Source organism: candidate division WOR-1 bacterium RIFOXYB2_FULL_36_35, assembly GCA_001771505.1.
Lineage (GTDB): Bacteria > Margulisbacteria > WOR-1 > XYC2-FULL-46-14 > XYC2-FULL-37-10 > XYB2-FULL-36-35.
The window spans coordinates 1-16,021 of record MEUA01000065.1; the positions used below are offsets into that span (position 1 = coordinate 1).

The 16,021-nt window shown below is 37.1% G+C and carries 16 protein-coding genes; all 16 read right to left on the reverse strand.

Translation table 11 applies throughout. The annotated features are described in order from the left end of the window. Positions 1–172: 172 nt before the first annotated feature. The gene (locus tag A2290_06570; protein OGC12832.1) at positions 173–769 is read right to left on the reverse strand and encodes a Holliday junction DNA helicase RuvA; all 597 of its coding nucleotides are present in this window, start codon (positions 767–769) and stop codon (positions 173–175) included. Positions 770–790: 21 nt separating this feature from the next. Next, positions 791–1,282: a crossover junction endodeoxyribonuclease RuvC gene (locus A2290_06575; protein ID OGC12833.1), complete on the reverse strand. Its 492-nt coding sequence runs from the start codon at positions 1,280–1,282 to the stop codon at positions 791–793. Between the two features lie 144 nt (positions 1,283–1,426). Beyond that, positions 1,427–2,593 carry a hypothetical protein gene (locus A2290_06580; GenBank protein OGC12834.1) on the reverse strand — a complete coding sequence of 389 codons (1,167 nt, stop codon included), beginning with the start codon at positions 2,591–2,593 and terminating at the stop codon, positions 1,427–1,429. Between the two features lie 18 nt (positions 2,594–2,611). Further along, a complete protein-coding gene (locus A2290_06585) occupies positions 2,612–5,368 on the reverse strand; it encodes a hypothetical protein (GenBank protein OGC12835.1) in 2,757 nt (918 codons plus the stop codon). 112 nt (positions 5,369–5,480) lie between these two features. Next, entirely contained in the window at positions 5,481–6,701 is a 1,221-nt protein-coding gene (locus tag A2290_06590; GenBank protein ID OGC12836.1) for a hypothetical protein, read from the reverse strand. Further along, a complete protein-coding gene (locus A2290_06595) occupies positions 6,689–7,201 on the reverse strand; it encodes a DNA repair protein RecO (protein OGC12837.1) in 513 nt (170 codons plus the stop codon). The genes A2290_06590 and A2290_06595 overlap by 13 nt, the downstream gene beginning before the upstream one ends. Next, a complete protein-coding gene (locus A2290_06600) occupies positions 7,174–9,006 on the reverse strand; it encodes a hypothetical protein (GenBank protein OGC12838.1) in 1,833 nt (610 codons plus the stop codon). Before A2290_06600 ends, A2290_06595 begins: the two co-directional genes overlap by 28 nt. A gap of 124 nt (positions 9,007–9,130) precedes the next feature. Continuing rightward, entirely contained in the window at positions 9,131–9,781 is a 651-nt protein-coding gene (locus A2290_06605; GenBank protein OGC12839.1) for a 7-cyano-7-deazaguanine synthase QueC, read from the reverse strand. 12 nt (positions 9,782–9,793) lie between these two features. After that, positions 9,794–11,071 carry an adenylosuccinate synthase gene (locus A2290_06610; GenBank protein ID OGC12840.1) on the reverse strand — a complete coding sequence of 426 codons (1,278 nt, stop codon included), beginning with the start codon at positions 11,069–11,071 and terminating at the stop codon, positions 9,794–9,796. Positions 11,072–11,465: 394 nt separating this feature from the next. Further along, positions 11,466–11,858 carry a hypothetical protein gene (locus tag A2290_06615; protein ID OGC12841.1) on the reverse strand — a complete coding sequence of 131 codons (393 nt, stop codon included), beginning with the start codon at positions 11,856–11,858 and terminating at the stop codon, positions 11,466–11,468. 3 nt (positions 11,859–11,861) lie between these two features. Next, positions 11,862–12,158: a hypothetical protein gene (locus tag A2290_06620; GenBank protein OGC12842.1), complete on the reverse strand. Its 297-nt coding sequence runs from the start codon at positions 12,156–12,158 to the stop codon at positions 11,862–11,864. Positions 12,159–12,229: 71 nt separating this feature from the next. Next, positions 12,230–12,898 carry a phosphate transport system regulatory protein PhoU gene (locus A2290_06625; GenBank protein ID OGC12843.1) on the reverse strand — a complete coding sequence of 223 codons (669 nt, stop codon included), beginning with the start codon at positions 12,896–12,898 and terminating at the stop codon, positions 12,230–12,232. A 21-nt stretch (positions 12,899–12,919) separates the two neighbouring features. Continuing rightward, complete coding sequence (locus A2290_06630; protein ID OGC12847.1) at positions 12,920–13,675, reverse strand: phosphate ABC transporter ATP-binding protein; 756 nt, start codon at positions 13,673–13,675, stop codon at positions 12,920–12,922. A gap of 52 nt (positions 13,676–13,727) precedes the next feature. Beyond that, a complete protein-coding gene (locus tag A2290_06635) occupies positions 13,728–14,483 on the reverse strand; it encodes a phosphate ABC transporter ATP-binding protein (GenBank protein ID OGC12844.1) in 756 nt (251 codons plus the stop codon). Next, a complete protein-coding gene (locus A2290_06640; GenBank protein ID OGC12845.1) occupies positions 14,477–15,325 on the reverse strand; it encodes a phosphate ABC transporter, permease protein PstA in 849 nt (282 codons plus the stop codon). The genes A2290_06635 and A2290_06640 overlap by 7 nt, the downstream gene beginning before the upstream one ends. Then, positions 15,322–16,005: a phosphate ABC transporter permease subunit PstC gene (locus tag A2290_06645; GenBank protein OGC12846.1), complete on the reverse strand. Its 684-nt coding sequence runs from the start codon at positions 16,003–16,005 to the stop codon at positions 15,322–15,324. Before A2290_06645 ends, A2290_06640 begins: the two co-directional genes overlap by 4 nt. Between the last annotated feature and the right edge of the window lie 16 nt (positions 16,006–16,021).

Below are 16,021 nucleotides of genomic sequence, written 5' to 3' on the forward strand. Positions count from 1 at the left end.
AGCCTGATTCTTTTATAAAATCAGCAGGTGTTTCAAATAAATTGACATTTTTCAACCAATACCCACTCTTCAATCGAATTGTTTTAGCTAATGTTTGCAAGTTGATTTCTCCATAATTCAGTATAATTAAATAAATTAACCCCGATTAGGATAATCGGGGGAACAATCGGAGTTAAGCTGAATTTTTAAGGGCGATTTTTATAACATCCTCAATATTGTTAGCGCCGGATAAATCCCGTTTTAAAAGAAGATCCCTAGCCTCTTTTGGTAAATACCCCAATGTCATAAGAGCTGAAATAGCATCAGATATCAAACTACTCTCCCCTGGAACCCCAACAGCCAGCTCTGACGGCTTAATTCCATAGGTCTTCCCCATTTTGTCCTTTAGCTCAACAACTATCCTCTGAGCAGTCTTCTTCCCCACGCCAGAAACCGAGGATAAAACATCTACATCGCCACTTGCTATGGCAGAAACAAGTTTATTCACAGATAAAGCAGAAATAAGCCCCAAAGCGCTCTTAGGCCCGATACCGCTGACATTAAGTAAAGAATTAAAAAGATTTTTCTCTTCTTTGGTTTTAAACCCGTAAAGAGAGATTGAGTCTTCTCTGACAAGCAGCGTAGTAAAAATCTTAACCTTGTCGCCGGAAGTTCCGATAGAATTTAAAAGTGATATCGGAACAAAGATTTTATACCCTATCCCGTTAACATCAATAATTATAAGATTGTTTTCCACCTGTTCCAATATGCCGGAAATATGAGAAATCATAAAACACCCGCTTAATCTAAATTATCCATTCTTTTCCGCTAATTTTCTTGAATGCAAATGACAAACAGCGACAGCCAACGCGTCGGTAACATCATCTGGTTTTGGCATCTCTTTTAACTTTAATAACCTCATCATCATAAGTCCCACCTGGCGTTTATCAGCTTTACCATACCCTGTAACTGCTAATTTTACTTGAAGAGGGGTATACTCCGCAATATAAAGACCTGCTTGCGCTGCAGAAAGCAAAACAACACCTCTCGCCTCTCCCACAGAAATGGCTGTTTTACTATTGCTGCAAAAAAAGAGCTTTTCAACCGCAACATAATCAGGCTCAAATTCTTTAATCAAAGCCTGAAGTTCAGAATGGATTTTAAATAATCGTTCGTGAGCCGAAAACATCTTTGAAGTCTTTATGCATCCGTAATGGACAAGCTCAGCTGATCCATTTTTTGTTTCTTCAACAAAACCAAATCCCAGCGTCGCTGTGCCTGGATCGATTCCTAAGGTTCGCATTATTTATGAATTATAACACGTTTTTTAAAACCAAATAGAATTATCACGCGGCAGAAAATTATTTATATGTTAAAGGATATTTATCCGAGGTTATTAAAATCTCAGTAGATAAATCAATCTCCAGATCAGGCCAGAAAACACTTATCAATCGCTTGCAACTTCCCTGTCAAATTTTATCACCTTTCCGCGAGCCGATAATTTTTTTACAGAAACTTCAACGCCATTTATTCTACTTTTTCTTGCATCCTTAAAATCAATAATACCACCTGAGTTATCCCAATATTTATACCGATTAGGCCCTTTCATCGCATAAACAAGACAATCCTTATCAGTAACTTCTCGGGGAATAATCTTTTCTCTCCTTACAACTTCACCTGCATTGTTTTTTATTTCGACAACTATGTGCCTGTCTTTTATTTCTTCGTAAATCTTTTCTAAATCAATCCCTAAAAATCTAGCAAAACAATCATCAAGAAATATTACATGTCTGCAGCCATAAATTCCGGCAGCATAAAGCGCCCCCTCTATAATTTTTGCTATATCATTTTGGCTTGCCGCAGCGGTATAAACCGATGGAACAACAACGTCCCATCCTAGCCTGCCATTTACTTTAACACCAGTAGGAACAAGCAGGGTTCTACATCTTTTTGTTTTGTTTTCACCCACAAACGCAAGTTTATCCAAAGCAAAAACAGGGCCGCCTAAAGATTTATTCCAATAAGGGCTTCCATCAAAACTTTGACAAGACCCTCCGCAAACTTTCCCCATAGAAAGCCAATCATACAGGGTGTCAGTTGTCCAAAATGAAGGCATTTCAATATCTGACTTCCAGGCTGCTAAATATACTTCTGCACAACCAGGCATTCGCTCCTCAATTAAAACCTTTGCCATTTTTTGCTGCGCTAAAGTCTCTTTTGTTCCTCCATATTTTAAGCTTTTAATATTACCTTGCTCTAAATAATGTTTAAATCCCAACTTTAACAATTCTATCCCTTTATCGTTTGACTCTCTCCATGCGGCCTGAAGAGTTAAAAAAATTCTAATTAATTCCATAAAATTGGGTCTAGTAAACATTTCCTCCGAAATCGGAATGCCAAGCAAAGTCGATCCCACATCATTCATGCGCGCGGCCAAACGTTCTTTATAGACAGAAATGGTGTTTGAGGCCCTAACATCTGTATAAGGAATTTCAAGCCTTTTTTTTGCGGCTTCTGCATGATCAAAAACTTCTTGTTGAGGAAGTGTAAGTTCCAGTCTTAAGCTTAAGCTTAATCTTAAGCTCGAGTTCAAATTCATTCCAAAACCCGGCATAATATATACTCCTTTTATTTATCCCTGACTGACAGTCTCTTCAACTGTAGCTATCAAATCACCAAATACCCCCAAGCTTTCTATATACCTTAATGCTTCTACAAAAGCCTTCTGATCTGATTTTCCGAACCCATTTTCAACAAGTAGCAAAAGATCGATAACAGCCGCAATGTTTAACTTAGATTCCGAAAGATAGATCTTTACAAGGGCATTCCTGATTGATAACTTATTATTTCTACTATCTTTAATGTTTTTTGCGGAAAAGACGGTATTAAAATTGCTTAAAATACTGTCAAATGACATTCCATTAACATAACAGATAGCAAAACAGATTACATCTAAAGGTATTGCTCTGTATTTGGCGGTAATATGAGCTAAATCTTTTTTTTCTGGAATCGCTTTAATCGCCTGATCGATCAATCCTGGCACTTTTAGTTTTGCTTTCTCTGAAATTTGCATCAAATCATATATTGTTTCAAAAGCGCGAGGAAAAGCAATCCGTGCCGAAGAAGAAAAAGCGCGCGACATATTAAAAAGAGTTGTAAATGCTTCTCCTTTAGCTTCCCGTTCTTCGCGGTATACTTTAAGAAATTTTTCTTCTTGATCATCATTAAGTCCTAAAAAACGAGCTATGGCACTAATTTTTTCTTCATCAAGTTTTTCAAGAGTTAATGATCCCAAAAATTCTAAGGCCCAGGGATTTCTTAAAACCATTTCTAAAACAGCCAGGGAGGTTGGCTCTTCATGAAGACAAAGATTCTCATTAAATAACATATCCCTTGCTCTCTCTTTTAAATAATACTCCGCAGCAGAATGAGCCATCGCCTCCTGCTCTGAAAGATCTCTTTTTTCTCCCCAGCAACAATAGATAGAATCTTGTTCCGCAAAAGTAAAATAATCATTATGAAAAACCCTTTCATACGCGGATACATCTGATTTCGCCCTTTCCAGCCGCCCTTCTTTAATTTTTTCAAGTTCTGGATAAGTATTGGGTAACCATCGCACGCTGGAATCTGATCGGAGCTGAAATAAACGCCCATCAGAAACTATATCGCTTCTTACTTTTAAAAATTCAAAAAGAGCGCTATCAACAAAATCTCGGCCAACATTTGTAAGGATATTAAGAGCATCTTTCCATGAATGGGTTTCAAAAACCATCTTTGCAAGCGGCCCTTTTATACGAGGGTCTTGTGTTCTTATATCTTGATAGCCCTTGATAGCACATTGTCTTATTTCTTCGCTCGGGCTGTTTAAATCCAAAATAAATTTTTCTTCTGCTTTTAACCGAACCAATTGAATTCTTCTTTCTGACGCTATCTGCGGATCAATTTGAATTAATCCTTCGGCTATTTTTAGATATCGTATCATTTTAAAAAAATCATCTTCTCTAATCAAAAGGTTATAGCCCGCCTCTAAACTTCTGTAAGCTACATCAAATACCCCCAGTTTTTCAGAAAGTTTAGCAACATTTAATAGATCTTCGAAATATTTTGCACTCGCAAAAGCCGCTTCAGCCACGGCAAAGGAGATATCATTCATGCCAAAATCAACAGCACCCTCTCCAACTCTTGAGAATAAATCAATTTTCCAACAAGTTGAAGGATCTTCCAGAATAATTCTACGAATACAATCACCTATAATTTCTTTTGCTTTATTCTCATCGCCCATATTAAAATAATGTCCAGCAATAGAAATTAAAACTCTAACAACGCTATCAATATTATGAAGCTTCATTGCAGCTTTGTATGCCCTTTCAATAATCTCTTTTGCCTTTTCTGTTTCTCCCTGTAAAACATAGGCCCCCGAGATTTCCGAAAATAGATAAGCTATTTCTCCATGATTTCTTATCAAAGAAGCATATTCCAGAGCTTTCTTAATATTCCCAAGATAAGCTATCTTCCCTATAACATAAGGAAAACATCCGCTCGGTCTAGAGGAAATAAAAAACGGCAAGCCTGCTTCTGTTATTGCTATCGCAGTTTCAGTTTTTTTACAATTAACGGCAACCTTTGCGATTTCAATAAAATCAAAAAATCTTTTCATGGTTGCCTCTTTTGTTCCATAGCTTTGAATTATTGCAATAGCCCTATCTTTATCCCCCAAAGAGGCAAAACCTTTCGCAGCTTTAATTATTAAAGTTCTTCTTCCTGTTTTTAACACCAAATCAAAATACCTCTCGGTCAATAATAATGCCTCTGCTTTTTTCTCTGCAACTGCTAATGCATTAACTGTTTTGTCTAATCGATCTCCTATTAAAGAAAAATCAGCAAGAAGCATTCTTCTTCTTTTAGCTGTTACAGAGTTAAAATCTAAAATAGCTTGTTCATGTAAAGTTATTTTTTTATCCTGAGATTCAGGAGGTTCTTTCTCATGCTGCAAGACTGCCATAAGATTTCTATCAACATCTAAATCATCATCTCCACATAAAAAAGCTTCTACATGCTCTAACCGTCTAATAAATTTCGCGGCTTCAACAAATTCTCTTTTTTTTGATCCCGAAAAAGAACCAAAGCTCATTGCCTCCCTGTTAAAACGATAACAAATCTCGTCAGCTACCAAAATAAAAAATCTGGTTCTTCTTGCCTTTGTAAAAATATCAACAGCTAGATTTTTTACGGGAGATAAAGTTATCTCTCCCGCCAGTACAGGCGCTATAACTCTGGAGAATAAAACCCTCTGAGTTTTAGGATTTCTGGTGTGAATGTCTCCAGTTAAAACCCGACCTATACGAGACGCGACAACAGATGTTATTTTATTAAAACTTACTTGTGCCATTTACAGTAGTTTTATCGTGAAATTTCAAATAAAATTGCACGATATATATGTAGAAAATATTAGCCCGTTAGTTTGAAGAATAAAAGAGCCCGAGCCTGTTCGGGCTTTTTTGTTATATAGTCTTAAACTTAGGCAAAAAGAGGCCGGCCACCCCCATGAGCAAAACAACAATACCAAGCAATTCCATCGCGAATAAAATTCCAAAAAGATCTGCAATCATACCAAAAAATATAACAGGGAGCGTAAAAGCGGAATTAATAAGCATATTTTGTACGCCAAAAACTCTCCCTCTAATTTGGCGAGGAATATTGTGCTGTAAAATAGTTTGAATAGATGATGTTATATAAATATTTGTTAAACCAAGAATAACTATCAAAAACAATGCAAATAATAAATCATACGTTCTTGAAAGCAAAATAAGAGCAGCTCCAGAGACCAGGAAACTTGCAACAACTATTGTCCCTTTTTTAATCCATTCAGAAAGATACGAAAGAGACCACATACCAATCCCCATCCCCACCCCCACCGCAATAATCAAATAACCAAAATTCCTCTCCCCTATTTTTAAAATATCTGTCGCATAAGATATAGAAAGAACAGAAAGAGTAGAAATCGCCATTGCGGCAACAAAAAGCTTATATAACGAATACCTAATCACAACATTTCTCTTAATAAACTCAAAAACAAACTTTAAATCTTCAAAAACGTGTTTTTCAATTTTAGGAGCCTTTCTCTCTTTTAAAGGAATCAGTATTATGGAGACAGCAGAAATAAAATAACAGACAGAAGCAGCAACAAGTGTCCCCTTTTCAGCCAGTAAGTTTACCATCGGCGCGCCCAAACCAAAACCAACCACAGAAGAAGCCATCCAAGTCAACATAAAAAGAGAATTCGCAATTATCAGATGTTTTCTCTCAACAAGCTCAGGAATAGAGGCTGTTTCAGCCGGAGCGAAAAATTGCGCGGCGCTATAAATAAGTAAAGTAGCCAAAAAAATTAAAGCTATAGATTTGGTAAGTAAGGGTATAATAAGAAGAATTAACAAACCTCTCATTATATCAGTTAATACCATTATCCATTTTCTATCTAATTTGTCGACAAAAACTCCAGCCCACGGAGATACAATAACAGATGGTATCCCAAAGGCTAAGAGAGGAAGTGAAACCCCAAGATTCGAGTGGGTTAATTGATAAGCTATTATCATTAGAACATACACAAAGATCCTGTCAGCAAGTTGAGAAGTAAGCTGCCCAAGCCAAAGCAACAAAAATCCGACATTTGAAAAGACCGCGCTAAACCGCGAAGAATTTTTTTCGGAAGTTATCTTTTCCATAACCTTATATCTTCTCCTAAATGTTCACCTATCAGTATATCAGGTTGGACTTGCGGACGGAAGAGACCTTCAACCCTTAAAAAATTGACTTCAAAATATGTGTCTAAGCCGCCTATGTTTTCGCTCAACCTCAGTTTTTCAAGAGAATAAAAAAGCAATTTAAAAAGATTCGGGTTTGGCTGATATTCATCAGAAGCTTTTAATATTATTTTAACAAAATAAAAAGCTAGCATTAACTTATCATGGCTGTTTCTAACTTCCTGATAATTTTGAATAGTCTCACTCTGACTTAAAATATCAAGATTCCTTCCTTTAGCAACAGAGAGGTCTAACAACGTAAGAGGTTCAAGCCTTCCGCCAAACTTTGAATTTGGCCTTTTGGCTCCTTTTGCTATTGCATTAATCTTCCCAAAGTCTTTTGTAAAAAAAGTTACAATTTTTGCAGTTTCCTCAAAAGGGCGTGTTTTTAATACTATCCCTTTTGTTTTATATAAAGCCATATTTTAAATGTTGTCCCCTTTCCCTTCTCAGACTCAACCTTGACTATGCCATTATGTTCGGTAATTATACGATAAAAAATGGCAAGTCCCATGCCGGTTCCATTCTCCTTGGTAGTAAAAAAAGGATCGAAAATTTTTCCTAAATTCTCTTTCGATATCCCCTCACCAGTATCAGAAACAACAATTAATCCCTTTTCCCCCTCAAACTTCGTCTTTATAAAAAGATCTCCTCCATATTGCATTGCATCCAGAGCATTTAGCACCAAATTCATAAATGCCTGCATTAACTGTTCCCTATTCCCTTCGACTATTAGACTGCAAACATCCAAATGCAATAAAATATTTCTCTTTTCACAATTGTTTTCCACAAGCTTTATTATTTCAGATAAAACATCCTTCAAATCAACATCTTCCTTTGATATATCTTTTGATTTTGCAACCTTCATAAGTTTTTCAACAATAGAATTAATTCTGTCTATCTGCCTTGGAATAATATCCAAATATTTATCAATAAATTCTTTATCCAAAATGTTCTCCGGCAACACCTGAGTCATCCCTTTCATAGAAGCCAAAGGATTTTTTATTTCATGCGCCAATCCCGCAGCCATTGTCCCAAGAGCTGCCAGCTTGTCGCTATGCAAAATTTGCTGGTGCAAATTTGAATTTTCAATTGAAATAGCTACCTGGTTCGCAAGAGTCGAAAGAAGATCAATATCTTCTTTGGAAAACATCTCTCCTGACATTTTATGCCCTAGATTTAATCTTCCCACAATTCTTCCGTTTGCTTTCATTGGAAGGCTCAAATCAAATCCGGAAATTTCTTCATCTTTGCTTGAAATTTCCACAGAAGATACCTTCATGGTGCTTTTTATAGTCTCAGTAACTTTATTTAATAACTCCTCTTTATTAAAAATAGAAACTGCAGCATCGGAAAGATCTTTAATTGTCCTTGCATATTCATATTTCTGGTGAAAAAAAAGCCTGTCTAAAGCATTTTGCACTATTCTGCGTATTGGCTCAAATAAAGAGATAAAAACAAAAACAAGAACTGCCGTCACATAGATAGAATTCCATCCCGTAATTTCCTGAAAAAACTTTGAAAACATTATTAAAAGTAAAATATAAAAACCGGAAAATAAAAGGGTCATGACAGAATAAGTAAGTCCTGTCCTCACAAGAATTCGTATATCAAGAAGATTGTGCTTTAAAATGGCATAAACCGTAATAGCCACATATAAAGGAACAAAATAGTGAGCAAGACTCGGCAAAGGAATATTAAACGCAGGGAAAAAAGCTGTAATCCCTCCTCCAAAACCAAGCACAGAGGCCCAAAAAAGATATTTCGTCTGGTTCCTTCTGTTACCTGAAGATCTCTTTACAAATTCCTTTAAGTTTGAAAATGCAAGGCTTATGGCAAAAATAAGGTATACAGGAAATAAATAATAAAAAGGGCCTGGCAGCAGATAAAAAGGATAATCAAATCTTGGCCCCACATCTGCGATAAAAAATCGCGTAAAATCTGAAAGAAGAAACAAAAAAGCAATTGCAAAAAAGGTAATGACTATTTTGCGTTTTGCCTTAATCTCACCGGTAAACGAATAAATAAAAGAAAGGTAAAAAACAGGTATAAATATTGCTCCGCCGATATTCACTCTGGTCCAAAAAAGGACATTATCCTTATTTGAATTAATGGCTCCAAAAAATTGCCCTATACACCATACACCGATAGCAAACGTACAAAGGGCAAGGTATCTGTTTGGAATTTTGTCTTTGCCATACAACAAAACAACAAAACTTAAAACCACGCTTGCGATACCCGTAAAAAATATGGACAAGGTACAAAAAGAAACCATGATAAAATTCTAGCAGATAAAAACAAATAAAACTATCGCAACAAAAAAGATCTATCTAAAAAATCAAGCCAACACATTAACCCCGATTATGATAATCGGAGTTAAACGCCTTATTACGCAACAAACAACTGTCGCACGCCCCGCAAGCTTTTTTCCCGCCTTTGTAACATGACCAGGTTTTATCCACGGGGACACCAAGCTTAAGCGCCATTTTCAATATCTGGGGTTTTGTTTTTTTTATAAGAGGGGTTTTAATCTGTATCTCTTTATTTCTGGCTCCCTTTTTAATCAGATTCCGAAAAGCTTTAAAAAACCCAGGTCTGCAATCGGGATAACCTGAATAATCAATTGCATTTGCTCCTATAAAAATAAACCTTGCTTTAATCGCTTCAGCATATGATAAAGCAAAACTTAAAAAAATAGTATTTCTCCCTGGCACATAGGTTACAGGGATGCTTTTTATATTCTTATGAAAAGTTTTGAAAGAAGGCACCTTGATTTTTGAATCTGTTAAAGCGCTCCCTTTCCAGGGAAAATCAATTTTTAAAATTTGATAAGGAACCTGAACCAAATTAGCAATTTCAACCGCTGCTTTAATCTCTTTTGCATGTCTTTGTCCATAATTAAATATTAAAGCGTGGCAATCATATCCTTTTTGTTTGGCATAATATAAAGTTGTTGTAGAATCCAAGCCGCCAGAGAGCAATATAATTGTTTTTTCTTTCATAAAAAATAAAAGTTACAACCTAATAATTTGCGTTCTCTCCGCTCCCACGCTGACCATAGATATAGGGGCAGCTGCCAATTCTGAGAGTTTTTCAAGGTATCTTTTTGCATTAAGAGGTAGCTCCTCATATTTTTTAATTTTACTAAGATCTTCCCTCCACCCCAAAATTTCTTCATAAACAGGCTCACACTCATTCAACTTATAAATATCAGAAGGAAATCCCTTAATTTCCTTTCCTTTGTACCTATAAGCCGTACAAACTTTTATTGACTCAAAAGAATCCAAAACATCAAGTTTTGTAACTACCAAACTGGTCAAGCCATTAATTTGCGCGGCATGGCGCATAACAACCCCATCAAACCAGCCACAACGCCTTGGGCGGCCGGTTGTTGCCCCATACTCATGCCCTCGTTCACGAAGCATCTCTCCTATTCCCCCCTCAATTTCCGTAGGGAAAGGCCCACCCCCAACTCTAGTAACATAAGCTTTAACAACTCCCAAGATTTCATCTATTGAATTAGGCGCAATACCGGCGCCGGTACACGCTCCGCCAGATATAGGATTTGAAGAAGTTACAAAAGGATATGTCCCGTGATCAACATCTAACATCATCCCCTGCGCCCCCTCCATTAAAATTCTTTTTTTAGTAGCAATATATTCATTTATTAAATATGAAGAATCGGAAACCACATATTTTTTTATAGCATCAGCATATGTTAAAAATTGTTCAAACAAGGAATCTATGTCGTATTTAACTTCCATACCATAAAATTGATTCAACAAAAAACTTTTTTCATTTATGTTCCATTCTAGCTTTTCTCTGAAAATCTTTTTATCATAAAGGTCAGAAATTCTAATCCCTCTTCTATTGTATTTATCAATATAACATGGTCCAATCCCTCTGCAAGTTGTTCCTATTCGACCCGCTTCACGTTTTTCTTCTTGTGCCGCATCTAAATCTTTGTGATAAGGGAATATAACATGGGCCTGAGAAGAAATTCTTAAAGAAGCAGCTGTATATCCTTTATTCTGTAAAGACCCTATTTCATCTAAAATAACAGACGGGTCAATAACAACTCCATTTCCGATAACACACAAAACTTTGTCATAAAAAATGCCTGAAGGGATTAAATGAAGTTTAAAGGTCTTGTCCCCTATGACAACAGTATGACCGGCATTATTCCCTCCCTGGTATCTGACCACCATATCCATATCAGAAGCTAAAATATCTGTAATTTTACCTTTACCTTCATCGCCCCATTGAGTACCGACTATTACTGTTACTGTCATTATTTTTCTCCAAATAAAAAAATAAGTAGAAAATCTTGTCCCCACTTATAAAGGTGGGTCAAATCTCACGATGCTAATGCTGTCAAAACACAAGGTAAGCTCCCAAGATATAAAAATTGGCTCAAGAATTACATCCACAGAACCCACATAAACAGCAGGCTACATTATGATAACAATGCAATAATCGGTTGTCAATTAACTTTAGGATCTGATGGTGTATAAATAGTTGTGTAAATTGTCATTCTGACGAAAGTCAGAATCCATTTCTCTAGTAAAACATAGATTCCTGCTTCCGCAGGAATGACATAAATAGAATTTACACAACATTCTTGACACTATCTAGGATCTTTGCGAAATAAATTCACCCCACCAAAATTTGGTGTGGCGATCGGGGTTAAGCAATAAAATCAGAAATTGTCTTCTTATACAGAGTCTTCTGCATATCAGCTCTAAACGTCAGAAGAAACTTTCTAAATGGACAAGATTTACTTCGTCCGCATCCTTTAGGATGAAAGAGGCAATCACTCACAATAAGAGGCCCTTCTGTTGCCTCTATAACTTCTGATACTCTAATTTTAGAAGGAGGAAAAGCAAGCTTAAATCCTCCTCCTTTTCCTTTTTTAGTCAATAAAAGCCCCACTTTTGAAAGCGAATGAACAACTTTCACTAAATGATTAGCAGGAACATCAAGCTCTTTTGCTTTAGCCTTTACAGTTCCCGTCCCTTCATTTGTAGCAAGAGAAATTAAGAGTCTCATCGCATAATCAGCGGTACGAGTAAGTTTCATAGATTAAGAAACCACCACTCTTTGCCTTTCAACTAATTCCCCTCTTTTACCTTTATTCCAGCCAGAAACACGAGAAAAATATCCCGTAACACGGGTAATATGATCAATATTTCTCCCTCCAGTTAAAATATGTTCCAGTTTTTGGGGGGTCAAACTCGCAAACGCTTTTGGCGTAACTTTTACCTTTTCATGCTCACCGTCAAAGGCAGAATGCCTGAAATAAAAAACACCTTCATCATCCTGCGCCCATTCTATCTGCGAATTTCCTTCCAAAAACAAGTCCAATTCTTCATTTGTCATAAACCCCCTCCTTTTAATATATAAAATACATATATATTATATATATTTAAAAAGAGATGTCAAGTAATTTTTCAAGAAATAGAACCACCATGCTTCACAACTTTCCCCTCCACCATAAACACAATATCTTCCGCAATGTTCGTTGCATGATCAGAAATTCGTTCAAGGTGCCTTGAAACCAAAAGCAATGGCAAAGCACGGGTAACAGTTGAAGCATCTTTGCTCATAATTCCAACGATTTCATCGTGAACCATGTCACGAAGTTTATCTACTTGCTTCTCCTTATCCCAGACCAGCTTGGCCTTTACAGCATCACGGTTAACAAAAGCATCAAGTATTAAAGCTATCTCATCTTGCGCTATTTCTCCCATCTTAGGAATATCTATTAAAGGCTTTAAAAGCGGTTGGCCTGATAACTCAACCGTCCTTTCCGCGATATCTTCCGCAAGGTCTCCTATTCTCTCAAGGTCGTTTGATATGCGCATGCCCGTCATTAAAAATCTTAAATCAGAAGCTTCAGGCTGACGAAGCGCAACCAATTGAATACATTTTTCATCTATTTCAAGCTCCAGCTGGTCAACTTTCTCATCATCTTTTATAACTTCTTCCGCCAAATTACGATCCAATTTTTTTAAAGATTCTATAGACTTATTTATTAAGCCCTGAACCATAACCCCCATTTTTAAAATGGTATCTTTTAACTCGTTCATCTCATGATCAAAAACTCGTGGGTTATCCATTTTTACTCCTCCCTTTTAAAATTAACCATAACGTCCTGTAATATAATCATCGGTTCTTTTATCTCTTGGGGCAGTAAATATCTGCTTTGTATTGGAAAATTCAACAAGTTCACCCAAAAGCATAAACCCGCATTCATCAGAAACCCTCGCTGCCTGCTGCATATTGTGAGTTACTATTATAATAGTATACTCTTTTTTAAGCTCAGCCATAAGCTCTTCAATACGCATTGTAGATACAGGATCAAGAGCAGAACAAGGCTCATCCATAAGCAAAACATCAGGAGTTACGGCTATAAGCCTTGCTATACAAAGCCTCTGCTGTTGTTCAAGAGAAAGCGTAAGAGCATTCACTGAAAGTTTATCTTTTAAGTCGTCATAAAGCAAAACCGAAGAGAGGCTTTTAAATACCGCTTCATCCAAAACATCCTTTCGTTTTTCGCCATGAACCCTTAAACCGTAAACAACATTTTCAAAAACAGAAAGGGGAAAAGGATTTGGCCGTTGAAAAACCATCCCTATCCTTTTTCTCAAGTTTATAAGGTCGACTCCTTCACCCAAAATTTCCTTGCCGTCAAATTTGACGTTTCCTGTAATTTTAACGCCGTCGATCAAGTCATTCATTCTGTTAAATATACGTAAAAGAGTCGATTTTCCACAACCTGATGGACCGATTAAAGCTGTAATTGAATTTTTAGAAACTTCCAAGTTTACATTTATTATTGCCTGAAAATCACCGTAATACAAATTTAAATTATTTGTTTCTATTATGTATGACATTATAATTTCTCCAAAAGAAATCTGTGGCTTTCCGCCGCGGTTTCCCATAAATCTATCCAAACCTCCCAGTTATATAATCTTCAGTCCTCTTATTTCTTGGAGTTGTAAAAACCTGTGCTGTTTCGCCAATTTCCACCATCTCTCCCATTAAGAAAAAGGCGGTTCTGTCAGCCACCCTGGCAGACTGTTTTACATTATTGGTAACCAATATTTGCGTATAATCTTTTTTAAGCGCGCGCATGGCATCCTCAACTTTTGCTGTTGAAATAGGATCCAAGCCAGAACACGGTTCATCATATAGAATTACTTCCGGCTCAACTGCGAGAGTCCTTGCAATACACAACCTCTGCTGTTGGCCTCCCGATAATTTAAACGCCGATGTATTCAGCCTATCTTTTACTTCGTCAAAAAGAGCCGCAGCTGTTAAGGATTTTTCAACTATTTGGACAAGTTTGGCTTTATTTTTCATTCCATGCATTTTAGGCCCATACGCTATATTATCAAAAATTGAAAGAGGAAGCGGAAGCGGAAGCGCAAAAACGATCCCTACCCTTTTTCTCAACAATTGGATATCTATTTCTTTATAAACATCTTTTCCATCAAGAAATATTTTACCTTCATATCTAAACCCGTCTTGTAAATCATTTAAACGATTCAATGTTTTTAAAAAAGAGGTTTTCCCACTGTTAGAAGGACCGATAATGCCGAGTATCTCATTTTTAACAATCTCTATATTAAGGTCTTTTACAGCCTGTTTGTCAGAATAGTAAATATTAAGATTTTCAACTTTTATTTTAGAATTTACCACGTTTTTCGGCTCCTAAATTTTGCGCGTATAACAGAAGCTATGATGTTAAGGATAAAGATCATGCCGACAAGTACAAGTATTGTCCCATATTGGATCTTTGGGCTGACATTCGGAACTTGTGTTGATAATACATATATATGATAAGGAAGTGTCATTGCCTGGTCATAAACAGAGCCTGGAAGCCTTGGCAGGTAAAAAGCAGCAACGGTAAATAATATTGGAGCTGTTTCTCCTGCGGCCCGGGACAATCCCAAAATTGTACCGGTTAAAATGCCAGGAATCGCGTTTGGCAAGACGATATGCCGTATAGTCTGCCATTTTGAAGCTCCAAGAGAGAGGCTTGCTTCTCTAAAAGACTTTGGCACAGCGCTTAACGCTTCGCGCGTCGCCGTAATAATTACGGGTAAAGTCATAATCGACAATGTAAGCGAACCTGCCAAAAGAGAAACGCCAAATCCCAGGAAATTGACAAAAAGGCTTAAGCCAAATAGGCCATAAACAATTGAAGGGACTCCGGCTAAATTTACAATGGCAAGCTCAATCGCGCGGGTAAGCTTGTTTCTCTCCGCATATTCATTTAGGTATATTGCGGCCATAATTCCAAAAGGTATCGAAAAGAAAGCTGTTCCCAGCATAAGATAAACAGTACCGACTATTGCAGGGAAAATCCCTCCGGCTCTCATCCCATCTCTTGGCATGCCAAAAATAAATTCAAGACTAATGGCTTGTATCCCATTAACAATAATCACAAGCAATATCAAAACAACGGGAGCCACAACAATCAAAGTTGCCAGAAATAATAATGAAAAAGCTATTTTTTCAGTTCTTTGGGTATTTCTCATTTTTTCTTTTTAATCTTTCCTGGTTTTTTATGCAAAAAAATATCAGCAACTAAATTGATAGCAAAACTTATTATAAAAAGTATAATGCCTATCGCAAAAAGGGCATAATAATGCGATCCGCCTGAAACAGCTTCACCCATTTCCGCCGCAATTGTGGCTGTCAAAGTCCGGACTGGCTGAAGTATGCTTGTCGGGAGGATAGCCGCGTTACCTGTAATCATAAGGACAGCCATTGTCTCTCCCACTACCCGCCCTATGCCAAGCATAATAGCCGCTAAAATCCCGGAAGATGCGGCAGGCAGGGTTACTTTGTAAATTGTCTGCCATCTCGTAGCGCCAAGGGCAAGAGAGCCTTCCTTGTAACTTTTTGGAACGGATGTTATGGCATCTTCTATGATTGAAACGACTGTCGGCATAGCCATAAACGCAAGCATGATTGACCCTGCTAATGCGGTCAAGCCGCTTGGAAGATTGAAAATCGTCTTTAAAAACGGGGCAAGGGTTACAATTCCGATGAAGCCAAGCACTATGCTTGGTATAGCGGCCAAAAGCTCAATGCCAGTTTTCAAAATATTGCGCAATTTTTGAGGGGCAACTTCCGCGACATATACGGCAGATGCAATTCCCAAAGGAACTGTTATTATAACAGCGCCAAAAGTGACAAATAATGATCCCAACACCAAAGGAACAATACCA

What these genes read in the sequence shown, in the direction of transcription:
- A2290_06580 (OGC12834.1), bottom strand. Translation starts at nt 2,593, where the DNA reads ATGCCGGGTTTTGGAATGAATTTGAACTCGAGCTTAAGATTAAGCTTA.
- A2290_06630 (OGC12847.1), bottom strand. Translation starts at nt 13,675, where the DNA reads ATGTCATACATAATAGAAACAAATAATTTAAATTTGTATTACGGTGAT.
- A2290_06625 (OGC12843.1), bottom strand. Translation starts at nt 12,898, where the DNA reads ATGGATAACCCACGAGTTTTTGATCATGAGATGAACGAGTTAAAAGAT.
- A2290_06610 (OGC12840.1), bottom strand. Translation starts at nt 11,071, where the DNA reads ATGACAGTAACAGTAATAGTCGGTACTCAATGGGGCGATGAAGGTAAA.
- A2290_06640 (OGC12845.1), bottom strand. Translation starts at nt 15,325, where the DNA reads ATGAGAAATACCCAAAGAACTGAAAAAATAGCTTTTTCATTATTATTT.
- A2290_06595 (OGC12837.1), bottom strand. Translation starts at nt 7,201, where the DNA reads ATGGCTTTATATAAAACAAAAGGGATAGTATTAAAAACACGCCCTTTT.
- A2290_06615 (OGC12841.1), bottom strand. Translation starts at nt 11,858, where the DNA reads ATGAAACTTACTCGTACCGCTGATTATGCGATGAGACTCTTAATTTCT.
- A2290_06585 (OGC12835.1), bottom strand. Translation starts at nt 5,368, where the DNA reads ATGGCACAAGTAAGTTTTAATAAAATAACATCTGTTGTCGCGTCTCGT.
- A2290_06575 (OGC12833.1), bottom strand. Translation starts at nt 1,282, where the DNA reads ATGCGAACCTTAGGAATCGATCCAGGCACAGCGACGCTGGGATTTGGT.
- A2290_06605 (OGC12839.1), bottom strand. Translation starts at nt 9,781, where the DNA reads ATGAAAGAAAAAACAATTATATTGCTCTCTGGCGGCTTGGATTCTACA.
- A2290_06570 (OGC12832.1), bottom strand. Translation starts at nt 769, where the DNA reads ATGATTTCTCATATTTCCGGCATATTGGAACAGGTGGAAAACAATCTT.
- A2290_06620 (OGC12842.1), bottom strand. Translation starts at nt 12,158, where the DNA reads ATGACAAATGAAGAATTGGACTTGTTTTTGGAAGGAAATTCGCAGATA.
- A2290_06590 (OGC12836.1), bottom strand. Translation starts at nt 6,701, where the DNA reads ATGGAAAAGATAACTTCCGAAAAAAATTCTTCGCGGTTTAGCGCGGTC.